Source organism: Rathayibacter sp. SW19 (assembly GCF_030866825.1).
Taxonomy (GTDB): domain Bacteria; phylum Actinomycetota; class Actinomycetes; order Actinomycetales; family Microbacteriaceae; genus Rathayibacter_A; species Rathayibacter_A soli.
Map to the genome: position 1 here is coordinate 3,200,443 of NZ_CP133020.1, position 22,419 is coordinate 3,222,861.

A 22,419-nucleotide genomic window follows, 5' to 3' on the forward strand; every position below is an offset into this window, starting at 1 on the left:
GTTGTCCCCTCGCGGGCAGAGCCGACACGGTCCGAGCGCCAACCCGTCATGCGACCTTCAATGGCGTGATCGCGGCGATCTGATCGGCCACGCGATCCTCCGCGAGTTCCAACTCGTACTGCGTCTGCAGGTTGAGCCAGAACTGCGGGTCGACCCCGAAATACCGTCCCAGTCGCAGTGCGGTGTCGGCTGTGATGGCCCGCTTCCCGTGCACGATCTCATTGATCCGCCGCGGCGGGACGCCGATCGACACGGCGAGCTTGTTCTGCGTGATGCCGAAGCCTCCGATGAAATCCTCCATTAGGACTTCACCCGGATGGATCGGCGGGTACAGCTTCTCAGACATCATCGCTCCTCAGTGGTGGTCGACGATCGCGACGTCTTCGGGCCCGGCGTCGGTCCATCGGACGCAGATCCGCCACTGGTCGTTGATGCGAATACTATGCTGACCGGCCCATACACCCTTGAGCGCTTCCAAGCGGTTGCCGGGCGGAACACGCAACGCCTGCAACGTCGTCGCCGCATCCAGCAGATGCAACTTCCGATTCGCCGTCTTGCGAATACGCGGATCGAATCGCTTCGCCGGCTCGCGACGCCAGACACGCTCGGTGTCACGGTCCGCGAACGATCTGATCACACCAACAGCATATAACGCCCTGCGTCAATAACGCTACACGTTAAACCTGAACTCGACCACGTCGCCGTCTTTCATGACGTATTCTTTGCCCTCCATGCGCGCCTTGCCCTTCGCGCGCGCCTCGTGCACAGACCCGGTCTCCACCAGGTCCTCGAATGAGATCACCTCAGCCTTTATGAAGCCGCGCTCGAAGTCGGTGTGAATCACCCCGGCGGCTTGGGGGGCCTTCCAGCCCTTGTGGATGGTCCAGGCACGCGACTCTTTCGGGCCCGCTGTCAGATAGGTCTGCAGCCCGAGCGTGTCGAAGCCGATGCGCGCGAGCTGATCCAGCCCGCTCTCATCCTGACCGGTCGATGCGAGCAGCTCAGCAGCATCCGCCGGGTCGAGATCGATCAGTTCCGACTCGATCTTCGCGTCCAGGAACACGGCCTGTGCCGGCGCGACCAGATCGGCGAGCGCCTGCTTCTTGGCGGCATCCGTCAGAACGGCCTCATCGACGTTGAAGACATAGATGAACGGCTTCGCCGTCAACAGCCCGAGTTCTGCGATCGGCGCGAGGTCAAGCGATGCGGCCGACAACGGCGTGCCTTTCTGCAGCACCTCGAGCGCTTCCTGCGCCGCGGCGAGAACGGATGCGTCGAGCTTTTTTCCGCGCACCTCCTTGTCGTAGCGCTTGATCGCCTTCTCAAGCGTCTCCAAGTCGGCGAGGATCAGCTCGGTGTTGATGGTCTCCAGGTCCGACTTCGGGTCGACCGCCCCGTCGACGTGCACCACATCGGGATCGGAGAATCCGCGCACGACTTGAGCAATCGCATCCGCTTCTCTAATCGTCGCGAGGAACTTGTTGCCGAGCCCCTCCCCCTCGCTCGCACCACGCACGATGCCGGCGATGTCGACGAACGAGACCGCAGCGGGCAGGATGCGTTCGCTTGAGAAGATCTCGGCCAGCTTGTCCAGCCGTGCATCCGGGAGGTTGACGACGCCGATGTTCGGCTCGATCGTCGCAAACGGATAATTCGCCGCGAGCACCTGATTCTTGGTCAGCGCGTTGAACAGGGTTGACTTGCCGACATTGGGCAGGCCGACGATTCCAATAGTGAGAGCCACGGGGGTCCAGTCTACCGGCGGGCCGATTGCCGACCTCGCTGCTCGGCGCGCTGCGCCAATTCCGGCAGCGTGTGCCAGTTGAAGTGGCGCACGCAGCGCAGAGTGGCGCACAGCGAAACCGTTACGGACGACGGTAGCGAAAGCACACCGTGACGTACGGAAACTCGATGAAATCGCGCCCCGCGGTCTGCGGATGCCTGGCAAGCACGGCCGAAACCGCATCCAGCGTCGCATCCTGCTCGGCGTCCGTCATCAACGCGAAGTAACTGCGCGAGCGGACCAGATCGAGCACCCCTTCGCGCGTGAGCATGCTGGCCCAGCCGAATTGCGCTGCCTCGGGTTCTGCGAATGGTGCGCCAACCTGTGGAACACCGACGTCATCGGTGAACTGGTCACCGTCGGCGTGCATGGCCACGCCGAGTTCGCGCATCCACTCGACGCGCTCGTCGCGCAGATTCCAGATCAGGCCGAGGGTTCCGCCGGGCCGCAGCGCCCGTGCGACCTCTGCGGTCGCCGCAGGCGCATCGACCCAGTGCCAGGATTGTGCGAACGTGACAGCGTCAACGGATGCGTCCTCAAGCGGGAGCTGCTCGGCCGAGCCCAGACGGGCATCCGTCGTGGGAAGGGCACGACGCAACTCGTCGAGCATGTGCGGCGACGGGTCGACTGCGACCAGCTGGCGGCCGGGCCGCTCGAGCAGCCGCGTGAACTTGCCGGTGCCCGCGCCGACGTCGGCAACGCGGGCGGCATCCGCTGGCACGAGCCAGTCGACTGCCTCCTGCGGATACCCGGGGCGCGATTCCTCGTACACGCCCGCCACGGAATCGAACGATGCCGCGCGCCTGGACTTGTCGGTTCGCTCCGCCATGTTTCCAGGCTAGCGCCGGCGACGGAACGCAGCAGCGGGTCTGTGGAACGCCGCACGCGGTCAGCACCGTGACGGTGCGACGTGAGAACATGGACCCGTGCCCCTGGACTTCACCGCAATCGACTTCGAAACCGCGAACTCCAGCAGCGCATCGGCGTGTTCCGTGGGGCTGGTGAAGGTGCGCGACGGCAAGGCCGTCGACCGGGTCGGTTGGCTGATCCAGCCACCGGCAGGCCACGATGAGTTCCTCGAATGGAACACGCGCATCCACGGCATCCGTTCCGAGGACGTGCTCGGTGCCGTCGGCTGGCGCGAACAGCTGCCCGAACTTGTCGCATTCGCCGACGGCGACATCCTTGTGGCGCACAACGCCGGATTCGACATGGGCGTGATCCGCGGTGCGTGCGCGGCGACGGCACTGCCATGCCCGAGTTTCGACTATCTGTGCAGCCTGCAGGTCGCGCGCAGGACCTACCATTTGGACTCCTACCGCCTGCCCGTCGCTGCGATGGCAGCGGGGTTTGAAGACTTCCATCACCACGACGCTCTCGCCGACTCGGAAGCGTGCGCGGCGATCATGGTGCATGCGGCCAAGCGGCATGGCGCCGAATCGATGGCTCAGTTGGCGGATGCCGTGGCCGTGCACCTCGGGCACATCGGTGCCATCGCCGACGCTGCCTGAGCGCCGACGCTGCCTGAGCGCCGCCGCGCGACGCGCAGCATACGACGTGGCACCACCACGCAGTGTCAGCGGTCGCTGACAGACTATCGACATGGACCCGGTACTCGCCTTGATCATCGGCCTTCTGGTCGGCGCCGCTCTCGGTGCGCTCGTCACCGCCCTGCTCGCGCGCCGCAGGGCGAGCACCGACCCGCAGTTGAATCCGGCGGTTCTCGAGGCACAACATCAGGTGGCTCTGGCGGATGCCCGCGGTGCAGCCGCATCCGCCGCCGGCCAGCTGGCGGCCGAACTCTCGGCTGCCCAGGCGACGACGCGCGCGCTGCGCGAGCAAGTCACCGGGTTGCAGGAGCAGAACCGTCAGCAGATCGAACGGCAACGCCTGGATGAAGACGCCCGGCGGGAACGCGACCGCGCTGAGAGCAAAGTACTTCAGGCGCTCACCCCGGTGCAGGAGAGCCTGCGCACAATGCAGAACACGGTCACCGAACTCGAATCCCAGCGCAGCCGTCAGCACGGTGAGCTGAGCCAGCAGTTGAAGTCGGCGACCGAATCGGAGGAGCGCCTGCGCAGCACGGCCGAAACGCTCGCATCCGCGTTGAAAAGCAACAGCACGCGCGGGGTCTGGGGCGAGACCCAGCTGCGCAACGTGGTGGCGGCGGCCGGGTTGATCGAACGGGTGGACTTCGACCTGCAATCGAGCATCAACTCCGATGCCGGTGCCGGGCGCCCCGACATGGTCGTGCATCTGCCCGGCGGCAAGAATATTGCCGTCGACGCGAAGGTGCCCTTCAACTCGTACCTGGAAGCCAGCCAGATCCCGGCAACCGCCACCGGTGAAGAGGGCGCGAAACGCGAACAGTTGCTGAACGCGCACGTGAAGGCGTTGCGTTCGCACATCGACGCGCTCGCCGGAAAGGCGTACTGGAACGGCCTGGATGCTTCGCCCGAGTTGGTGATCGCCTTCATCCCGAGCGAATCGCTGGTTTCCAGTGCGCTGGAGGCCGATCCGGCCATCATGGACTACGCGTTCGGCAAACGGGTCGCACTGGCCTCCCCGGTCACACTGTGGTCGGTGTTGAAGACAGTCGCGTTCAGCTGGCAACAAGACGTGCTCACCGAAGACGCGAAGACCCTGTTCGATGTCGGCCGCGAACTCTATGCGCGCCTGTCGAAGCTGTCTGAACACGTGGAAAAGCTGGGCAGATCGATTGAGCGAAGCGTCAAAGACTACAACGCGTTCGTCGGCTCGCTGGAACGCCAAGTGCTGCCGAGCGCGCGCAAGCTGGGCGTGTTGGACGAGTCAAAGGTGCTCGGATCCCTGCCCGGCATCGAGGAGGCACCGCGCGAGCTCACTGCATTCGAACTGACGACGACACCCGAGGATGGCCCGGCAAGCACGACCAACAAATAGAGCCTTTGGACGACGTCCTACGTGTTGAGGTCACGTTTCACGGTGTCAATTCGGGGCCCGATGAGAACGCGCTGTCATCCGGCAAGCACACGCGACGGGGATCAATGTCCTCGTCAACGTTGCCTCCAGCTGTTGATGTCGCGACGTCTGAAGTTTGATGTTGATCTACGGGCTACCCCTGCGTAGCGCAGCCGATGCGCTACAAGTGACCTCTGATCGAATCGCGTATCGTGTCCGCATACCGGTAAATCTCATCCAATGTTGCAATCGGGTGCCGCGTCTCATTCTTGTCGGCGTCAAAGACTCCGACGTATTTCTGCATACTCTGGTTAAAGTGAAGACGCGCGATGGGCTTCCTATTGTTGTCGTCGAGGAGGATCGCGAAATAGGACTTCGCGTCCCGACTGGCGATGCGTTCAGGTTTCACTTCGCTACAGCCAATGGCTTTGACAATTGCATACCCTTCGAGCTCGTCTGGAGTGGTGACGATGTCGGTATTGTGACGCGCGTCATTTTCGACCGCGTCACTGCTTTGATGAGGCTTCGGGTCGTCACTGACTTCAGCAGAGGTGAACTCATTTGTGCCCAGCGCCGTCTTTAGCCGTCCGTTGACCTGGTCATTGAGGTACTGAGATGCAGCTTTTGCGACAAGGCCTGTGAACTGTTCGCGGACCTTTTGCGTGAACGAGCCCGGATAGACACGCGACGTAAAGAATTTGACCCAGTCATCGGATGGATCTCGGAATTCCGCGCCAATTGCACGCTTGATCTGGCTGACGTATTTGAGTTCTTCAGCGGCGCTGATGACGGAATCAAGGTCAAACGTGTCCTTGGTCAGCTTGGACAACTCCGCGACGAGCACAGGATCGATCTCCGCTAGATCGAGAACGAGGAACGGCTTGTCGTCCATCCGATTTGGTGCGTCGAGGTCGGTGTAGAAGTTGTACACCTGCCCGTTTGTTAGAAGCGCAATCCGAGCGTTGGTGGCGGCGAAGTATCGAAAGAGTTGTGACGCGTGTTCCAAGTCGAGCGGTATCGTCGACGATTTGCATTCGACGAGGATCTGAACTTCGCCGTCCCGCATGATTGCGTAGTCGATCTTCTCACCTTTTTTCAGCCCAATGTCGGCTGTGAATTCCGGCACGACTTCGAGAGGATCGAACACGTCATATCCGAGAACGGTTGCCAGAAATGGCATGACGAATGCATTCTTGGTGGCTTCTTCGGTCTGGATGAATCCGCTCTGATTCCGAACCTTGGTGGCGAGAGCATTGAGGCGTTCGATAAAATCCAAGGTTCCTCCGAAATGCGTTTGTGTTCTTCGGAGATTACTGCTCTCCCGCTATCGACGTGAGTGCTTGCACCCCAAACTGGGGGCAGGATTGATCAACCGCAGCGTGTACTCGTCTCTTGACAGGCCATTCCCGAGCGCGCTAAAGCTCTTGAAATCCCATCGATCGCAGGTGGTCACCGCATCGCGTCGCGCCGTCTTTGCAGCGCCAGTGTGGCGCCTCGTGGACCGCGTGTGCGGCCGCGATCCGGCGGCGCTTGACTCGGGCCCCAATCGGCACTTCAGCCTCGGTGCGGATGCGCCGTTGGAAGCGCGGGATTATTACCACGGTTGAGCGCCAAACGCTGCGCGCCTCTTCGGTCGCTTGTTCATCGTCAACATGATCGAATTCAGCAGCCCCAGTCGCGCCGTCGCTCACAGCCCAGCTTCGGCCACCGGCACCCCGTTGCATGATACGTATGACAGTCACTCCCGTTCAGTTCCTGCGCTGGCCCCGGAATCCGATGAGCGAGGGATTCCCTTCGAGTTGCTCTTGTCTCACTCTTCAGGACAGCGCCCACAAGCCCTGCTGTAGTAACGATTTCGAGACACTCGCTGGCGCTCGCTCCTCAATCAACGGCTCGTGCAATCTGCCTAGTCGCAGTCAACGGCGCGAGACTAGAGCCACTTCTCCACGAGGTGGTCTGCGACCACCCGGCGAACAGTGCCCGACTTCGAGCGAAGAACGACGGACTCGGTGCGAATGATCGGACCCTTGCGTTCGACTCCGCGCACGAGTTCACCGTTGGTGACGCCGGTGGCGACGAAATAAGTGTTGTCGCCCTTGACCAGGTCCTCGGCTTCGAGCACGCGATCCAGGTCATGCCCTGCGTCGATGGCCCGCTGTCGCTCCGCGTCGTCTTTCGGCCGCAACTGGGCCTGGATCAGGCCGCCGAGCGCTTTCACCGCGCACGCGGTAATGATGCCCTCGGGCGTGCCGCCGACCCCGACGCACATGTCGATGTATGACTCGTAGCGGGCGGCATTGATCCCGCCGGCGACGTCGCCGTCCAGGAGCAATCGGGTGCCTGCTCCCGCCGAGTGGACCTCGTCGATCAACTCGGTGTGGCGCGGCCGGTCGAGGATGGCGATCCGCATTTCGCCGACCTCTTTGCCCTTCGCCTTCGCAAGTGCACGGATATTCTCCGCGACCGGCTTGCGAATGTCGATGACCCCGATTCCCGATGCGTCACACACGATCTTGTTCATGTAGAACACGGCCGACGGGTCGTACATGCTGCCCCGATCGGACACCGCGATCATGGAGAGCGCGTTCTGCCGGCCCGCCGCCGTGAGCGACGTTCCGTCGATCGGGTCCACGGCGATGTCGCACGAAGGCCCTCTGCCATTGCCGACGTGCTCGCCGTTGTACAGCATCGGGGCGTTGTCCTTCTCCCCTTCGCCGATCACGACGACGCCGTCGAAATTGACGGTACCGAGAAATGTGCGCATCGCATCCACGGCGGCACCGTCGGCATCGTTCTTGCGTCCCTTGCCGATCCACGGTGCGGCGCGAATCGCCGCCGCCTCGGTGGCACGGACCAGCTCGAGTGCGAGGTTGCGGTCGGGGTGCAAATAGAGCGACGCGGTGTCGGTGTTGGTCACGTGAGTCCTCCTGAAGGGTCGAATGCTGTGCGGACACGCGGCAGGAAACCTCAGTCGAAGCAACACTGCCAACTCGCCCAGTCTACCGACGGCGATGCGCTGAGCCAGCGGAATCCGGCGCGCCGAACACCCGTGCCTGATCCCGCGCAATAGCTGGCGTAACCCTTCGTTGGTCGAGTAGCCCGCGAGCGCAGCGAGCTGGCGTAACCCCTCGGTGGTCGAGTAGCCCGCGAGCGCAGCGAGCAGGCATATCGAGACCCCGTGACCTGCTCTACGGGGGTCTCGATACGCTCGCTGGGGCTCGCTACTCGACCACCGGGGGCGCTGACGCTCGCTGCTGACTAGACTTGGCCCCGTTCACTGCACGACGCTCGAGGAGATTCCATGCCCATCGCAACCCCGGACCAATACGCCGAGATGCTAGACAAAGCGAAGAAGAACGGGTTCGCCTACCCGGCGTTCAACGTATCGTCGTCGCAGACCATCAACTCGGTGCTTCAGGGCCTCACCGAAGCAGGCAGCGACGGCATCATCCAGGTGACGACAGGCGGCGCAGACTACTTCGCGGGCCAGACCGTGAAGGCGCGCGCCACAGGCGCGATCGCGTTCGCGAAGTTCGCCACGGAGGTCGCCAAGAACTACCCCATTACGGTGGCCCTTCACACTGACCATTGCCCGAAGCCCGCCCTCGAGGACTTCGTCCTGCCGCTGATCGCGGCGAGTGAAGAAGAGGTCAAGGCGGGCCGGGGTCCGATATTCCAGTCGCACATGTGGGACGGTTCGTCCGTGCCGCTTGCGGAAAACCTGACAATTGCGCAGGACATGATCAAGCGCACGAAGGCGATCAACGCGATCCTCGAGGTCGAGATCGGTGTCGTCGGCGGCGAAGAGGACGGCGTCAGCCACGAGATCAACGAGCACCTCTACACGACGCTCGACGACGCGAGCAAACTCGTCGATGCGCTCGGCTTTGGCGAGAACGGCCGCTATATGGCCGCGCTGACGTTCGGCAATGTGCACGGCGTGTACAAGCCCGGCAACGTGAAGCTGCGCCCCGAGTTGCTCGGCGAGATCCAGGCCGGCCTGGCCGAGAAATACGGCCACGGGCCGAAGCCGCTCGACCTGGTCTTCCACGGCGGCTCCGGTTCCAGCGCTGAGGAGATCGCAGAAGCCGTCAGCAATGGTGTCATCAAGATGAACGTCGATACGGATACGCAGTATGCGTTCACCCGTTCGATCGCTGGCTACATGTTCACGCACTACGACGGCGTGCTCAAGGTTGACGGCGAGGTCGGAACCAAGAAGGTCTACGATCCGCGCGCCTGGGGCAAGGTCGCAGAGACGGCAATGGCGCAGCGCGTCATCGAGGCCGCCCAGCAACTCGGCTCAGCCGACCAGTCAGGCAAGTAGCCACGCTGACAGCGAGCCGCTACTGCGCTGTCACCATTACCGCACTGTGACCATTACTGCACTGTGACCATTACAGCACTGTGACCATTACAGAGCTTTGACGGCCCCGAGCACCTTCGCCAGCGAGTCCTTGGCGTCTCCGAACAGCAGCGTGGTCTTCGGGTCGTAGAGCAGTTCGTTCTCAATGCCGGCGAACCCTGGACGCATAGATCGCTTCAGGAACACCACCTGAGCCGCCTGCCCGACCTCGAGGATCGGCATCCCGTAGATCGGTGAACCAGGCGTCGACTTCGCCGCCGGATTGACCACGTCATTGGCGCCGACGACGAGTGCCACATCCGTGTTCTTGAACTCCGGATTGACTTCGTCAAGTTCTTTGAGTGACTCGTATGGCACATTCGCCTCGGCGAGCAGCACGTTCATGTGCCCGGGCATGCGGCCGGCGACCGGGTGGATGCCGTACTCCACCTCGACCCCGCGCGACTCGAGCTCGGCGGCAAGTTCCGCAACAGTGTGCTGTCCCTGTGCCACTGCCAGCCCGTAGCCGGGCACGATCACGACGCGCTGCGCGTAACCGAGCAGCACGGCGACGTCTTGCGTGGTTGAGGTGCGCACGGGGCGGTTGCTGACTTCGGTCGAGCCCGCACTCGAACCGCCCCGGAACGCTCCGAAGAGGATGCCTGTGAGCCCGCGACCCATCGCGGCCGCCATCACTTTCGTCAGAATCGTTCCGCTGGCGCCCACGAGCGTGCCGGCCACGACGAGCAGCACATTGGCCAGCACGATTCCGGATGCCGCGACCGCGACGCCCGTGAACGCGTTCAGCAGGGAGATAACGATCGGCACGTCGGCACCACCGACCGGCAGCACGAGCAGGAGGCCCGCACCGAGGCCGAGGACCAGAAGCACGACTGCCCACGGCCACGCACCGAACCAGATCACGATGCCGCCCGACACGACGCAGGCAACCAGCACGCCGGTCATCACCCAGCGCATCCCGGCGAACATCAGCGGTCGCCCGCTGATGATGCCCTGAAGCTTTCCGATCGTCACGGCCGACCCGGAGAATGACACGGCACCGACCAGCATGGTGAACACGACAGCGAGGCGCACCCACGGATTCGGGGAATGCCCGAGTTCGAGCACAGCCACCAAGGCGGCCGCCCCGCCGCCGACTCCGTTGAAGCCGGCGACAAGCTGCGGAACCTGGGTCATCTTCACGAGCCGTGCGATCGGTACGGCGATCAGTGCGCCCAGCGCGATTGCGCCGAGGATCCACGGAAGGTTCACGAGCCGGGTCGAGAAGAACACCGTGAGCACCGCAAGCAAAGCGCCGCCGGCCCCGATCAGATTACCGCGACGTGCACTGCGCGGCGAACTCAGCCCCTTGAGCGCGACGATGAAGCAAACGGCGGCGACCAGGTCGAGCAGCGCGGCCCACTCCGGCGGCAGGAGACTCACTCGGCGTCATCCTTCTTCGGTGCCGGGCCGGCGACCTGACCAGCTGCCTGCCCGGCGACCGGGCCGACCGCCGCACCGGGCGCGGCTGCCGGCTTTGTCACAGGCTTTCTGCCCCGGAACATCTCCAGCATCCTGTCAGTGACAACGAAGCCGCCGACCATGTTCGCTGTGGCCAGCACGACCGCCACCAACGCAATGCCGAGCAGCCACGGGTTGCTCGTCTGGCCGGCGACGATGATCGCTCCGACCAGGATGATGCCGTGGATCGCATTCGCACCAGACATCAACGGAGTGTGCAATTTGCTCGTCACTTTCGAGACGACCTCGAAGCCGACGAACACCGACAGCACGACCACCGTCAAGAGCGTCACAGCATCCATCAGTCCTCCTCGTTCGCGGGGCGCTCCTGCGCCTCATGCAGATCGTCTTCTCGCGTCTCATGCACGTCGTCACGCTGCGTCTCGCCGGGCACCAAGGCACCGTCCGCAGCCTCTGCCAGTGCCGCCGCGGTCGGCGCGTGCCGCACTTCGCCGTCGTGTGTCAGGCAGGTTGCCGCGACGATCTCATCACTGAAGTCGGGTGCGACCACGCCATTCGTCGTCATCAGCGCCAAGAGGTTGGCGACATTCTTCGCATACAGCCGCGAGGCGTCCGTCGCGACCGCGGAAGGGGCATCCGCCAATCCGACCACGGTGACCTGGCCGTCCTGGACCGGCACGAGCACGTCCTCCCCGGCGATGACACCCTCGACATTCCCGCCGGATTCCGCAGCCAGATCGATCACGACGGAACCCGGGCGCATCGCCGCCACCATCTCTTTCGTGACCAGAAGCGGGGCAGCGCGACCGGGAATCGCGGCCGTGGTGATCAGCACATCGGATGACGCGACATGCGGAGCAAGCAGCTCTCGCTGGCGCGCACCGCGATCCTGGCTCAACTCGCGCGCGTATCCGCCGGCCGTCTCCGCCGTTGTGACGTCCAGCGAGATGAACGTGCCGCCGATGGAGGCCACCTCCTCGGCCGACGATGGCCGGATATCGTTGGCTGACACCCGCGCACCAAGACGCTTCGCGGTGCCGATCGCCTGAAGGCCGGCGACGCCTGCGCCGAGCACGAGTACCTTGGCCGGTGGGATGGTGCCCGCCGCGGTCATGTAGAGCGGAAAGAACCGCGGAAAGCGGATGGCTGCCTCCAGCACCGCGCGATAGCCGGAGACGAGCGCTTGCGAGCTGAGCGCATCCATCGACTGCGAGCGCGAGATGCGAGGCACCAGCTCAAGCGCGAATGCAGTCACACCACCGCGGGCGAGCACGCGCACCGTTTCCAATTCGGTGCCGGGCGAGGCAAGGCCGATGGTGATCGCGCCGGAGTGCAGCCGTCCGGCCAGCTGCGGGTCGAGGGGCCGCACGTGGCCGAGCACGTCGAGGTCTTCGACGACCAGGCGTTCGGCGATCCTCGCGCCCGCTTTGCTAAAGGCGGAATCGGGGTAACCGGCACATTCCCCAGCACCGGACTCGACCCTCACATCCAGGCCGAGGCCCACCAGTTGTTCGACGGTTTCAGGAGTCGCGGCAACGCGGCGTTCGCCCGCACGAGACTCACGGGCAATTCCGACGCGCACAGGCGGCTCCTCTCGGGTTGTCTCCAGCGTATCGCCAGCGCGCAGATTGTCGCGGAAACCAGCGTCAGACGTTCTTCGTCATGTATGCAACGAAGCTCGGGTCACCGAGAAAAAGGATCAGGAAACAGATCATGCTGACCAGTGTCACGACAACGCCTGCTACGAGCGGAATCCAAAACGCGACCCGACCGGTGCGCAGGCGCGGCATCGTCAAAAGCAGGGTGCCGATCCAGGCGACGATGTAGAACACGGCCAAGGCGATGCCAAGTGCGTGCGCGAGGGGTGTCGGCGTGAACGATCCGACGCCCATCTGTTGAAAAGTCGCGTTGATGGTGCTCGACAGGTCAAACAGGCCCGGCACGGTGAACACGACATTCAGGAGTCCCAGCGCCAACAGGGCGATGGCGAAGATCCGGTCTCCGGAATGCGCGGACGTCAGCCGCGCACTGCCGGTCCCCGGAGCGCCAGGCGCACGCTGCGAGAAACCCGGCTGCCCATCGACAGGATGCCCGTGCCCCGCGTTTTCGTGCGCGATCGGTGTGGCACGCGCGATCGGCACCGATTCGTCGTGCGCGCGTTCGGCGGGCACCTGAATGCTCGCCTTTTGCTCTTCCGGTGAGGCGTACTCGCCGTACTGCGGTCGTGGCCGCCGATCCGGTTCGTTCATCGCGCGCTGGCCTTCCTGCGGCCGCCCAAGGCACGATCGTCCCGCGCTCCGGTCAGGTCTCCACGCAATTCCTTCGGCAATGAGAACATGAGATCTTCCTCTGCCGTCTTGATCTCCTGCACGTCGCCGTAGCCGGCTTCTGCCAGCTCGGCGAGTAGTTCGCGCACCAGCACCTCAGGCACGGATGCCCCGCTGGTCACTCCGACGGTGTTCACATTCTCAAGCCACTCCTGCTTCACCTCGGCGGCATAGTCGACGCGGTGCGCAGCCTTGGCTCCGTGCTCGAGTGCCACCTCGACCAGTCGAACAGAGTTGGAGGAGTTCGCCGACCCAACCACGATGACGAGTTCTGCTTCCTCTGCGACCTTCTTGATCGCCACTTGACGGTTCTGAGTCGCGTAGCAGATGTCATCGCTGGGCGGATCCTGCAGGTTCGGAAAACGTGCGCGCAGGCGACGCACGGTCTCCATGGTCTCGTCAACGGACAAAGTGGTCTGTGACAGCCAGACGACCTTTTCCGGATCACGCACGACAAGGGTGTCAACCGCATCCGGGCTGGTGACCAGGGTCACGTGCTCCGGTGCTTCACCCGCGGTTCCCTCGACCTCTTCGTGCCCCTCATGGCCGATAAGCAGGATCTCGTAGTCGTCTCTGGCAAAACGCACGGCCTCGCGGTGCACCTTGGTGACCAGCGGGCAGGTCGCGTCGATGGCTTGGAGACCGCGATCGGCGGCGGATCGCACCACGGACGGCGCGACGCCGTGAGCGCTGAACACCACGTGCGCCCCCACCGGCACGTCGTCGACATCGTCGACGAAGATCGCGCCCTGCCGCTCGAGGCTCGAAACAACGTGCACGTTGTGCACGATCTGCTTGCGCACGTAGACCGGCGCTCCAAACTTTTCGAGAGCCTTTTCGACGGCGACAACGGCACGATCGACACCGGCGCAATACCCGCGCGGCGCGGCGAGCAGCACCCGCTTGTGTCCGGACACCGGGGTATCCTTGAGCCTGGCCCGAGCGCCGGGCATTTCCGGGGTCGGAAGGCTGATAGTCGTGTCGCTCACGCGTCAAGTCTACGGCGAGCGCGACCTGACCAACGCAGTCCAGCCGGCCCAGGGAAGGCGACGAACGTGACGGATGCACCCCCCACCGTGGAGGCACCGTGGCCGGTCGCTGTCCTGGCCAACAAGATCAAGGCCTACATCGACCGGTTAGGCACAGCATGGGTCGAGGGCGAGATCGTGCAGTGGGGAGTCTCCGGCGGCAACGTCTACGGAAAACTGAAGGATCTGAGCCAAGACGCCACCGTCGGATTCACAATCTGGTCGTCCGTGCGTGGTCGACTGCCCGCCGATCTGAAGCAGGGCGACCGGGTGATCACCCTGATGAAACCGAATTACTGGGTCAAGGGCGGCACCCTCTCGATGCAGGTGTTCGAGATGCGTCACGTGGGGCTCGGCGATCTTCTGGAACGGCTGGAACGACTGCGCGCCCAGTTGAAGGCCGAGGGTCTGTTCGACACCAGCCGCAAGAAGCCGCTGCCGTTCCTTCCGCACTGCATCGGCCTGGTCACCGGCAAAGATTCGGATGCCGAGAAAGACGTTCTGCGCAACGCGCAATTGCGCTGGCCGGCCGTGAACTTCCGGGTTGTGTACGCCGCGGTGCAGGGCGAGCGCACCGTTGCAGAGGTGACCGCAGCCATCCGCACCCTCGATGCCGATCCTGAGGTCGATGTGATCATCGTTGCGCGCGGCGGAGGCGACTTCCAGAATCTGCTTGGCTTCAGCGACGAGTCGCTCGTGCGAGCCGCGGCTGCGTGTGTGACCCCCCTGGTCAGTGCGATCGGGCACGAGGCTGATCGCCCGCTGCTCGATGATGTCGCCGACCTGCGCGCGTCAACGCCGACGGATGCCGCCAAGCGCGTCGTGCCCGACGTCGCGGAGCAACTGGTGCTCGTTCAGCAAGCGCGCACGCGGTTGCGCACGCGGCTGACGGGCCTGATCGGTCACGAGATCGATCGGCTGGGCCAGCTTCGCTCTCGTCCCGCCCTTGCAGACAACGCGTGGATCGTAGACACGCGAGCCCAGGAGCTCACACGTTTCGTCGCTCGCGGTGCAGAACTTGCCAGCCGCGCGCTCGAGCGTGCTCAAAGCGACGCACAGAAGCTCACGATTCGGCTGCGAACGTTGTCTCCACAGGGCACCCTCGACCGCGGATACGCCATCGTGCAAACCGTTGACGGCAGCGTTCTGCGGCGCAGCGACGACGCCCCAGAGGGTACCGAGCTCACGGTGACCGTTGCCGATGGAGCTCTCGGCGCGATCTCAGCCGGCGCCAAGGCGCGCGAATAGAATAGAGGCCATGCCCGGCCCGTCGAACGACACCGCAACACCGCTCGCACCTGAAGTGCCATCCGACGACGCGCCAACCCAGGACTTGAGCTATGAGCAAGCGCGCGATGAACTCGTGCGGGTCGTCGCGCAGCTCGAGCAGGGTTCCGCGACACTGGAGGAGTCGATCGCACTCTGGGAGCGCGGCGAGGCTTTGGCCAGTCGCTGCGAGGAATGGTTGATCGGAGCGAAGGCACGACTCGATGCCGCTCGGGCAGGCGCAGTGGCAGCCGAGGGCACAGCGAACGGATGACCGACAACAATTCTCGCGCGCCCATCGTCGCCGAACTCGGTCGACCGGAGACACCCCAGGAAACGGCGGCGCGCACAGCCCTGAACTCCCGAAATCATCGATCGCGGCAGACTGTCAACAACCTCGTGTACTCGCTGCTGGCGACGCTGGCAATCGTCGCCGTGATCATCCTGATGGTCCCGCGCTCCACGCCGCTGTCTGAGACGAACGTCGACTTCGCGGCGATCGCGGCGACGGGGCAGGGTTCTGAGCCTGACCCGCTCGCCGTTCCGAAGTTGTCGAAGGCGTGGACGTCGAATTCTGCCGCACTGCGCACAGCGGATGGCAACGGCGTCGATTCGTGGTACGTGGGACTGATCACGCCGAGCAGGCAGTACATCGGGTTCACGCAAGGGTTCAGCGCGAACGACACCTGGCTGTCTCAATTGCTCGAGGACACCACCGGAACCGGTGCGGTCACCATTGATGGAGTCACCTGGACGGTTTACGACAATCGCAACAGCGCGGCGGATGTCGGTAATGTCGAATATGCGCTCACCGCCGCCTCTGGAGCGAGTACGTATGTGCTCCTCGGCACGGCGAAGCCCAGCGAATTCGACACGGTCGCGCAGTCGCTTGCGGCGCAAATCAAGGCCAACCATCAGAAAGGCAGTCAGTGAGTCTCAATCCTGAACAAGCGTGGAGTGCACTCGAGCACGGCAACCAGCGATTCGTCAACGGCACACCGGAGCACCCACGTCAGGATGTCGAGCGGCGACGAGAAACGCAGGTCACACAGCATCCGATCGCGGCCATCTTCGGCTGCAGCGACTCGCGCCTGGCCGCAGAAATCATCTTCGACCTCGGTCTCGGAGACGCATTCGTCATCCGCAATGCCGGGCAGGTCATCTCAGACTCCGTGCTCGGGTCGCTTGAATACGCCGTCGCGGTGCTGTCTGTGCCCGTGATCGTTGTGCTCGGGCACGACTCCTGTGGTGGTGTGCGTGCGGCGATCGAGTCGCAGGCGGCGGATGCCGCGCCCCTGCCCCCGCACATCGCCCATCTGATCGCACCGATCGTTCCCGCTGTACGCACCGTCACCCACACGGCACCGGGTGCTGCAATCGACCCCGCCACGGTCGACGCACACGAGGTCGGACTTCAGCACTTGCGCACGACCGTTTCGCAGTTGCTGGAGCAGTCCGAGATCATCAGCCACGCAGTGGCTGAGGGTAACCTGGCTATTGTCAGCGGCAACTACGAGCTTCATCATGGGCGCGTGGTTGCGGACATCAAAGTCGGCCTCAGCTAGGCCCGACGCCCGCTTCAGGAGAAATGGAACACATCGTGGTGGACAACGCCGACGACGGCGCATATCGCATCGAACACGACACGATGGGCGAGGTGCGGGTGCCCGCGTCAGCCCTCTACGGTGCTCAGACACAGCGAGCCGTGGAGAACTTCCCGATTTCGGGAACACGGCTCGAGCCGACCCAGGTCGTCGCACTGGCCAGGATCAAGAAGTCGGCGGCCCTGGCCAATGCGCGGCTGGGGGTGCTTGACACGGCCATCGCCGAGGCGATCGCTGCCAGCGCCGACGAGGTGATCGACGGAGGCCACGCCGATCAGTTCCCGATCGACGTGTATCAAACCGGCAGCGGCACGTCTTCGAACATGAACATGAATGAAGTGCTCGCTGCCCTCGCGACGCAGCGTCTGGGCAGCCCGGTGCATCCGAACGACCACGTCAATGCGTCGCAGTCCTCGAACGATGTGTTCCCCACCTCGGTGCACGTTGCCGTGACCAGCGCGCTGATTGATGAGTTGATCCCCGCCCTCGACCACCTGGCTGTGGCATTCGAGGAGAAGGCCGAGCTGTGGAAAGACGCGGTCAAGTCGGGCCGTACGCACCTGATGGATGCCACTCCGGTCACCCTCGGTCAGGAGTTCGGCGGCTATGCGTCGCAGATCCGGCTCGGAGTCGAACGCGTGCAGGGCACGCTGCATCGTGTCGCGGAAGTACCCCTCGGCGGCACCGCAGTGGGCACGGGAATCAACACACCGCTCGGATTCCCGCAGCTGGTCATCGAATTGCTCACAGCCGAAACAGAGCTGCCGATCACCGAAGCCCGCAACCACTTCGAAGCGCAAGCGAACCGCGATGCGCTGGTCGAAGCATCCGGTGCACTGCGTGTCATCGCGGTGAGCCTGACGAAGATCTGCAATGACCTGCGCTGGATGGGTTCCGGCCCGAACACCGGGCTCGGCGAGCTTCACCTGCCCGACCTGCAACCCGGTTCGTCGATCATGCCCGGCAAAGTCAACCCGGTCATCCCGGAGGCTGTGCTCATGGTTGCCGCGCGCGTCATCGGCAACGATGCAACGATTGCGTGGAGCGGGGCGTCCGGCTCGTTCGAACTGAACGTGGCGATCCCCGTGATGGGCACTGCACTGCTGGAGTCGATCCGGCTGCTGACGAGTTCAGCGCGGGTGCTGGCTGACAAGACCGTGGCCGGCCTTGAGGCGAACATCGAACGAGCGCGCGCGCTGGCCGAATCTTCCCCGTCGATCGTGACGCCGCTGAACAAGATCATCGGCTACGAGCAGGCTGCGAAAATTGTGAAGTATTCCGTGGCAAACGCGGTCACTGTGCGTGAGGCGACGCTCGCGCTCGGTTTCGTCGACCGCGGCGAGCTGAGCATCGAGCAATTGGATTCCGCCCTCGATGTGCTCTCGATGACGCACCCGAACTAGCCCGGCCCGGGCTTCGCTAATCGGGTTCAGCCGATCCCGAACATCGGCAGGGCGCTCGCGGCCCAGAACCCGATCAGCAGGTACGGACCGAACGGAATACGCGTGCCGGAGGCCGGCAGGATCAGCGCGACAACACCGGCAAGCCCACCGATCACGAAAGCGATTGTCGGCCCCGCCACGGCGGCGGCCACACCGAGCACTCCGAGATTGAGGCCGAGCAGGCCGCCGAGTTTCACGTCGCCCATTCCCATGCCCCCGCCCGCGCTCAGCAACAACAGGAACGCGAATGCGCCGGCTCCGGCGAGGACGGCGGTCACCGGGGGCACTCCTGTGCGCAGCCAGCCGAACGCCAATCCGATTACCGTCGCGAAGTATCCGGGTACCACGAGCGCATTCGGAAGCCGCCGTTGGGTAACGTCAGTGCGACACAATTCGGAGCTCACCAACGCCAGATAGAGGAATCCGACCAACTCAGGGCGAATCCCCACCGATACGGCGGCGATCGCAACAAGTGCCGCCGCTACGGGAACCTGCCAGAGCGCATCCACGCCCCGACGCCGGAGCGGCTGACTGCCAGGACTCATCCGATCGGTCGTCATGCGACGAGACTAGCGCCGGGCGGCATCCGTCCGTCAAAGTTATCCACAGGGGGCGGCGCCGTCAGTTCAGCAGTTCGGGGCCCTCCAGCATCTCGGTGACGAGCGCCGCAATCGCGCTGCGCTCAGACCGTGTCAGCGTGATGTGAGCGAACAGCGGATGCCCCTTCAGCGTCTCAATGACGCTCGCGACACCGTCATGCCTGCCAACGCGCAAGTTGTCCCGCTGCGCAACATCGTGGGTGAGCACGACACGTGAATTCTGCCCGACCCTGCTGAGCACCGTCAGAAGAACGTTGCGTTCAAGGGATTGTGCCTCGTCCACGATCACGAACGCATCGTGCAGCGAACGTCCACGGATGTGCGTCAGCGGCAGCACCTCGAGGATCCCGCGCTCGAGCACTTCCTCGAGCACGTTGTCGGAGACCAGGGCGCCCAACGTGTCGAACACCGCTTGCCCCCACGGGTTCATCTTCTCGCCCTGGTCCCCGGGCAGGTAGCCGAGTTCCTGCCCGCCGACCGCATACAACGGCCGGAACACCATGATCTTCTTGTGCTGTTGCCGCTCCAGCACGGCCTCCAGGCCGGCACACAATGCCAGCGCAGACTTTCCGGTTCCGGCTCGTCCGCCGAGCGACAGAATGCCGATCTCGGGGTCGAGAAGCAGGTCGATAGCCAGTCTCTGCTCGGCCGAACGGCCATGCAACCCGAACACGTCACGGTCACCACGCACCAACTTGAACTCGCGTTCACCGGTTACCCGCCCGAGTGCAGACCCCCGATCGGAATGTACGACGAGCCCGGTGTTGATCGGCAACTCTGCAACAAGCGATGAAGTCATGGTCTCCTGCTCGTAGAGCAGCGCCATGTCGTTCGAGCCGAGGGTGATTTCGGCCAAGCCGGTCCAGCCGGAATCCACGGCGAGTTCAGCGCGGTACTCCTCGGCTGCCAAGCCGATAGATGCGGCTTTGACGCGCAATGGCATGTCCTTGGAGACCACCGTGACGGCGAGGCCGTCGTTGGCCAGATTCTGTGCCACCGCCAGAATCCGCGAGTCATTGTCGCCGAGCTGCAAGCCGCTCGGCAGCACCGACATGTTCGAGTGGTTGAGTTCTACGCGCAACGAACCGCCCTGGCCGACGGGGATCGGAAAGTCGAGTCGCTCGTGCTGCTCGCGCAGATCGTCGAGGTTGCGCAACGCCTGCCGGGCGAAGTATCCGATCTCCGGATCGTTGCGCTTGCCTTCGAGCTCACTGATCACCACGACGGGAATGACAACATCGTGCTCGGCGAACCGGAAGATCGCCTGCGGGTCGGACAACAAAACCGAGGTATCCAACACATAGGTACGCTCGGTTTGTTTGATCGTGCTCTCGCTGGCGTTTGACGCTGTGCTGTGTGTCTGCCTCTCGCCTGTTCTGGTTGGCGCTGTGTTGCTGGTTGGCGCTGTGTTTCTGATTGGCGCTGTGTTGCTGTTCGGTGCTCGGGTACCTGTCGCGGCCACAACCACTCCCACCCCGCGTGCTCACAGGCACTGCGGTTTTGTTGGCGAGTCGGCCAGGTGTTCGCGGGACGAACTTACGTGGCCGTCTCGACCGAGCGCCGTGCCCGGTGATTCCGACGCTACGGTGCTATCTGCGCATTCAGCGGATCGACACGCAGAAGGCTGATGAACAGCGGATGTCGGTGCCGCAAGGCAGGCAAGCGGGCGGGCAGAGCGTCCTAGCCGACGCGAGCGAACTCCGTGAACGCGCCGCGCAGCATGTCCAACGTCTCGTCGGCAGTGACCGCGTGCACGCTCAGGCGCACGACACTGCCGCGGGTGGTGACTGTCACCCCGTGGTTGAACAGGCTTGCGCGCAGTCGAGTCAGCTCGTCCGCTTCCGGAGCCAGGATCACAATCCCAGCTCGTTCCCGCGGGTCGCGCGACGACGCGACCGCGAGCGAGAACTCGTCTGCGAGCTCGATGACGGCATCGACCTGCGTCGACACCGCCTCCTGGATCGCCGCAACTCCGACCTCGCTGATCTCCTCGAGCGCGGCGGCGAACGCGGCCTCAGCGAGCCGATCCGCATTCGCTAGCGTGAACGCGCGTGCACCGCGGGTAGGCGGGAAAATCTCGTCGAACGGCTCGAACGCGTCCGTTCCGCTCGCCCCGCTGAACACGGGCTCGATGCGTTCGATGGCTCGCTCGCTCATCGCGAGAACGCCGGTTCCCCACCCCGCTCTCGTCCATTTCTGGCCACCGGATGCGACGACATCCGCAACCGAATACGGCGCGTCGACGACGCCGAGACCCTGAATTGCGTCAACGATCAGCAGGCGGTCGCCGATCACCTGACGAATGCCTTCGATATCGGTGAGGTAACCCGTGCGCGAGTCGACCAGGCTGACCACGACCGCCGTCGTGTCGTCGGTGAGGTGTTCCGCGACTTGGCCCGGAGTGACGCGCCCGTGCTCCGATTGCATCCAGACCGGTTCCAGCCTGCCGAGCGACTCTGCCGCCCTGGCAGCGGCAAGGGTGATGCTTGGAAATTCCGCCGCGGAGATCAGCACCGGCCCGCTGATACCGAACAGGGCATGCATGAGGCCTGTTCCCGTGTTCGGCTGGGTCACGATCTGGTCCGCCGGAAATCCCAGGAGGCTCGCCGCGGCCGCGTGCAGCCGTTCCGCCTCATCGTGCAGCAGCGCAACGCTGCCGAAACGGGCCTTGCCGAGCGTGTCGACGCCACCCTGCAACTCCGCCATGACCGTGGCGGACAGCGGGCCGACCCGGCCGTAATCCAGATACCCGGGATCTTCGACAAAGCCTAAAGCGAAGGCTTCGATCGTCGTCATGCGCGCAATCTCACCCCCCGAAGCGCCGATTGCGGCGTGAATAGTCGCGAACGGCACGCAGGAAGTCGACCTCGCGCAAGTCGGGGCCGAGTGCCTCGACGAAGTAGAACTCGCTGTGCGCGCTCTGCCACAGCATGAAGTCGCTGAGCCGTTGCTCGCCAGAGGTGCGGATCACCAGGTCAGGGTCGGGCTGGCCTCCGGTGTACAGGTGGGCACCGATCATGTCGGGGGTCAGCCGCTCGGCGAGATTCTCCAGGCTGCGACCCTCAGCGTGATGCTCAGCGACGATGCTGCGCATCGCATCTGTGATCTCTTTTCGACCGCCATACCCGACCGCGAGATTGACGTGCAGCCCAGTCTTGGACTTCGTGCGGGCTTCGGCTGCCTTCAGCGCCGCAACGAGAGGCTCCGGCAATCCGGCAATCGAGCCGACGTGCTGCACCCGCCAATCGCGGTAGTGCGACAGCTCCTCGGCGAGCTCGGCAATGATCTCGATCAGATCGGCGATCTCTTCGCTTTCGCGATTGGTGAGATTGTCGGACGACAGAAGATACAGGGTCACAACTGCGATGCCGAGGTCGTCGCACCACTCCAGGAACTCGCGCATCTTCGCGGCACCCGCTCGGTGGCCGTGCGAGGCCCGGTCCATGCCGCTCTGCCGCGCCCACCGTCGATTGCCGTCGATGATCATTGCGATATGACGCGGCAGGTTCTCACCGTCGAGACTGCGTCGCAGGCGGTTCTGGTAGATGCCGTAGAGAAAGCCCCTGCCGAGGGGTACCTTCCGCTTTCTCACATCGCTACGTT

Annotated in this window: 23 protein-coding genes; 8 read left to right on the forward strand and 15 right to left on the reverse strand. The window is 64.0% G+C overall.

The genetic code is table 11. The features are described from left to right. Window positions 1-46 precede the first annotated feature (46 nt). From QU604_RS14980 to QU604_RS14995, 4 genes are all read right to left on the reverse strand, one after another. The gene (locus QU604_RS14980) at window positions 47-346 is read right to left on the reverse strand and encodes a HigA family addiction module antitoxin (RefSeq protein WP_308468933.1); all 300 of its coding nucleotides are present in this window, start codon (window positions 344-346) and stop codon (window positions 47-49) included. 9 nt (window positions 347-355) lie between these two features. Further along, complete coding sequence (locus QU604_RS14985; protein WP_308465423.1) at window positions 356-637, reverse strand: type II toxin-antitoxin system RelE/ParE family toxin; 282 nt, start codon at window positions 635-637, stop codon at window positions 356-358. A gap of 33 nt (window positions 638-670) precedes the next feature. Beyond that, on the reverse strand, window positions 671-1,744 hold the full coding sequence (ychF, locus tag QU604_RS14990; RefSeq protein ID WP_308465424.1) for a redox-regulated ATPase YchF: 1,074 nt from the start codon (window positions 1,742-1,744) through the stop codon (window positions 671-673). 121 nt (window positions 1,745-1,865) lie between these two features. Continuing rightward, window positions 1,866-2,612 (reverse strand): class I SAM-dependent methyltransferase, encoded by a 747-nt coding sequence (locus QU604_RS14995; protein ID WP_308465425.1) that lies wholly within the window; start codon window positions 2,610-2,612, stop codon window positions 1,866-1,868. A 97-nt stretch (window positions 2,613-2,709) separates the two neighbouring features. On the opposite strand from QU604_RS14995, the gene QU604_RS15000 reads away from it, so the two are divergent. Together QU604_RS15000 and QU604_RS15005 are read left to right on the forward strand one after the other, a co-directional pair. Further along, window positions 2,710-3,294, forward strand: a complete 585-nt coding sequence (locus QU604_RS15000; protein ID WP_308465426.1) for an exonuclease domain-containing protein — start codon at window positions 2,710-2,712, stop codon at window positions 3,292-3,294. Window positions 3,295-3,385: 91 nt separating this feature from the next. After that, a complete protein-coding gene (locus QU604_RS15005; RefSeq protein WP_308465427.1) occupies window positions 3,386-4,705 on the forward strand; it encodes a DNA recombination protein RmuC in 1,320 nt (439 codons plus the stop codon). A 199-nt stretch (window positions 4,706-4,904) separates the two neighbouring features. Here QU604_RS15005 and QU604_RS15010 read toward each other — a convergent pair whose 3' ends face one another. Together QU604_RS15010 and glpX are read right to left on the reverse strand one after the other, a co-directional pair. Then, window positions 4,905-5,999 carry a type I restriction endonuclease gene (locus QU604_RS15010; protein ID WP_308465428.1) on the reverse strand — a complete coding sequence of 365 codons (1,095 nt, stop codon included), beginning with the start codon at window positions 5,997-5,999 and terminating at the stop codon, window positions 4,905-4,907. 654 nt (window positions 6,000-6,653) lie between these two features. Next, a complete protein-coding gene (glpX, locus tag QU604_RS15015; RefSeq protein WP_308465429.1) occupies window positions 6,654-7,640 on the reverse strand; it encodes a class II fructose-bisphosphatase in 987 nt (328 codons plus the stop codon). Between the two features lie 384 nt (window positions 7,641-8,024). Here glpX and fbaA point away from each other — a divergent pair, with 384 nt between their 5' ends. Next, window positions 8,025-9,050 (forward strand): class II fructose-bisphosphate aldolase, encoded by a 1,026-nt coding sequence (fbaA, locus tag QU604_RS15020; protein ID WP_308465430.1) that lies wholly within the window; start codon window positions 8,025-8,027, stop codon window positions 9,048-9,050. A gap of 87 nt (window positions 9,051-9,137) precedes the next feature. On the opposite strand, the gene QU604_RS15025 is transcribed toward fbaA, so the two are convergent. The 5 genes from QU604_RS15025 to QU604_RS15045 all read right to left on the reverse strand — a co-directional run bounded on the left by QU604_RS15025 (window position 9,138) and on the right by QU604_RS15045 (window position 13,830). After that, window positions 9,138-10,511 (reverse strand): NAD(P)(+) transhydrogenase (Re/Si-specific) subunit beta, encoded by a 1,374-nt coding sequence (locus QU604_RS15025; protein WP_308465431.1) that lies wholly within the window; start codon window positions 10,509-10,511, stop codon window positions 9,138-9,140. After that, window positions 10,508-10,891 (reverse strand): NAD(P) transhydrogenase subunit alpha part 2, encoded by a 384-nt coding sequence (locus QU604_RS15030; RefSeq protein WP_308465432.1) that lies wholly within the window; start codon window positions 10,889-10,891, stop codon window positions 10,508-10,510. Before QU604_RS15030 ends, QU604_RS15025 begins: the two co-directional genes overlap by 4 nt. Beyond that, window positions 10,891-12,132, reverse strand: coding sequence for a Re/Si-specific NAD(P)(+) transhydrogenase subunit alpha (locus QU604_RS15035; RefSeq protein WP_308465433.1), 1,242 nt, complete (start codon window positions 12,130-12,132; stop codon window positions 10,891-10,893). The genes QU604_RS15030 and QU604_RS15035 overlap by 1 nt, the downstream gene beginning before the upstream one ends. A gap of 64 nt (window positions 12,133-12,196) precedes the next feature. Continuing rightward, complete coding sequence (locus tag QU604_RS15040; RefSeq protein ID WP_308465434.1) at window positions 12,197-12,799, reverse strand: DUF6264 family protein; 603 nt, start codon at window positions 12,797-12,799, stop codon at window positions 12,197-12,199. Continuing rightward, window positions 12,796-13,830 carry a 4-hydroxy-3-methylbut-2-enyl diphosphate reductase gene (locus tag QU604_RS15045; protein ID WP_308468934.1) on the reverse strand — a complete coding sequence of 345 codons (1,035 nt, stop codon included), beginning with the start codon at window positions 13,828-13,830 and terminating at the stop codon, window positions 12,796-12,798. The genes QU604_RS15040 and QU604_RS15045 overlap by 4 nt, the downstream gene beginning before the upstream one ends. A 102-nt stretch (window positions 13,831-13,932) precedes the next feature. On the opposite strand from QU604_RS15045, the gene xseA reads away from it, so the two are divergent. Genes xseA through QU604_RS15070 form a run of 5 tightly spaced genes read left to right on the forward strand, consistent with a single transcriptional unit; the run spans window position 13,933 to window position 18,178 of the window. Continuing rightward, entirely contained in the window at window positions 13,933-15,153 is a 1,221-nt protein-coding gene (gene xseA / locus QU604_RS15050; RefSeq protein ID WP_308465435.1) for an exodeoxyribonuclease VII large subunit, read from the forward strand. A gap of 10 nt (window positions 15,154-15,163) precedes the next feature. Next, complete coding sequence (locus QU604_RS15055) at window positions 15,164-15,445, forward strand: exodeoxyribonuclease VII small subunit (protein WP_308465436.1); 282 nt, start codon at window positions 15,164-15,166, stop codon at window positions 15,443-15,445. Beyond that, on the forward strand, window positions 15,442-16,104 hold the full coding sequence (locus tag QU604_RS15060; protein ID WP_308465437.1) for a DUF4245 domain-containing protein: 663 nt from the start codon (window positions 15,442-15,444) through the stop codon (window positions 16,102-16,104). The genes QU604_RS15055 and QU604_RS15060 overlap by 4 nt, the downstream gene beginning before the upstream one ends. Beyond that, window positions 16,101-16,736, forward strand: a complete 636-nt coding sequence (locus QU604_RS15065; protein ID WP_308465438.1) for a carbonic anhydrase — start codon at window positions 16,101-16,103, stop codon at window positions 16,734-16,736. Before QU604_RS15060 ends, QU604_RS15065 begins: the two co-directional genes overlap by 4 nt. Before the next feature lie 23 nt (window positions 16,737-16,759). Next, the gene (locus tag QU604_RS15070) at window positions 16,760-18,178 is read left to right on the forward strand and encodes a class II fumarate hydratase (protein ID WP_308465439.1); all 1,419 of its coding nucleotides are present in this window, start codon (window positions 16,760-16,762) and stop codon (window positions 18,176-18,178) included. A gap of 26 nt (window positions 18,179-18,204) precedes the next feature. Here QU604_RS15070 and QU604_RS15075 read toward each other — a convergent pair whose 3' ends face one another. From QU604_RS15075 to QU604_RS15090, 4 genes are all read right to left on the reverse strand, one after another. Continuing rightward, window positions 18,205-18,777 carry a prepilin peptidase gene (locus QU604_RS15075; RefSeq protein WP_308465440.1) on the reverse strand — a complete coding sequence of 191 codons (573 nt, stop codon included), beginning with the start codon at window positions 18,775-18,777 and terminating at the stop codon, window positions 18,205-18,207. Window positions 18,778-18,838: 61 nt separating this feature from the next. Continuing rightward, window positions 18,839-20,140: an RNA 5'-3' helicase PhoH2 gene (locus QU604_RS15080; protein ID WP_308468935.1), complete on the reverse strand. Its 1,302-nt coding sequence runs from the start codon at window positions 20,138-20,140 to the stop codon at window positions 18,839-18,841. Window positions 20,141-20,496: 356 nt separating this feature from the next. Beyond that, window positions 20,497-21,612 carry an aminotransferase class V-fold PLP-dependent enzyme gene (locus tag QU604_RS15085; RefSeq protein ID WP_308465441.1) on the reverse strand — a complete coding sequence of 372 codons (1,116 nt, stop codon included), beginning with the start codon at window positions 21,610-21,612 and terminating at the stop codon, window positions 20,497-20,499. A 10-nt stretch (window positions 21,613-21,622) separates the two neighbouring features. After that, window positions 21,623-22,408 (reverse strand): isoprenyl transferase, encoded by a 786-nt coding sequence (locus QU604_RS15090; RefSeq protein WP_308465442.1) that lies wholly within the window; start codon window positions 22,406-22,408, stop codon window positions 21,623-21,625. Window positions 22,409-22,419: the final 11 nt, after the last annotated feature.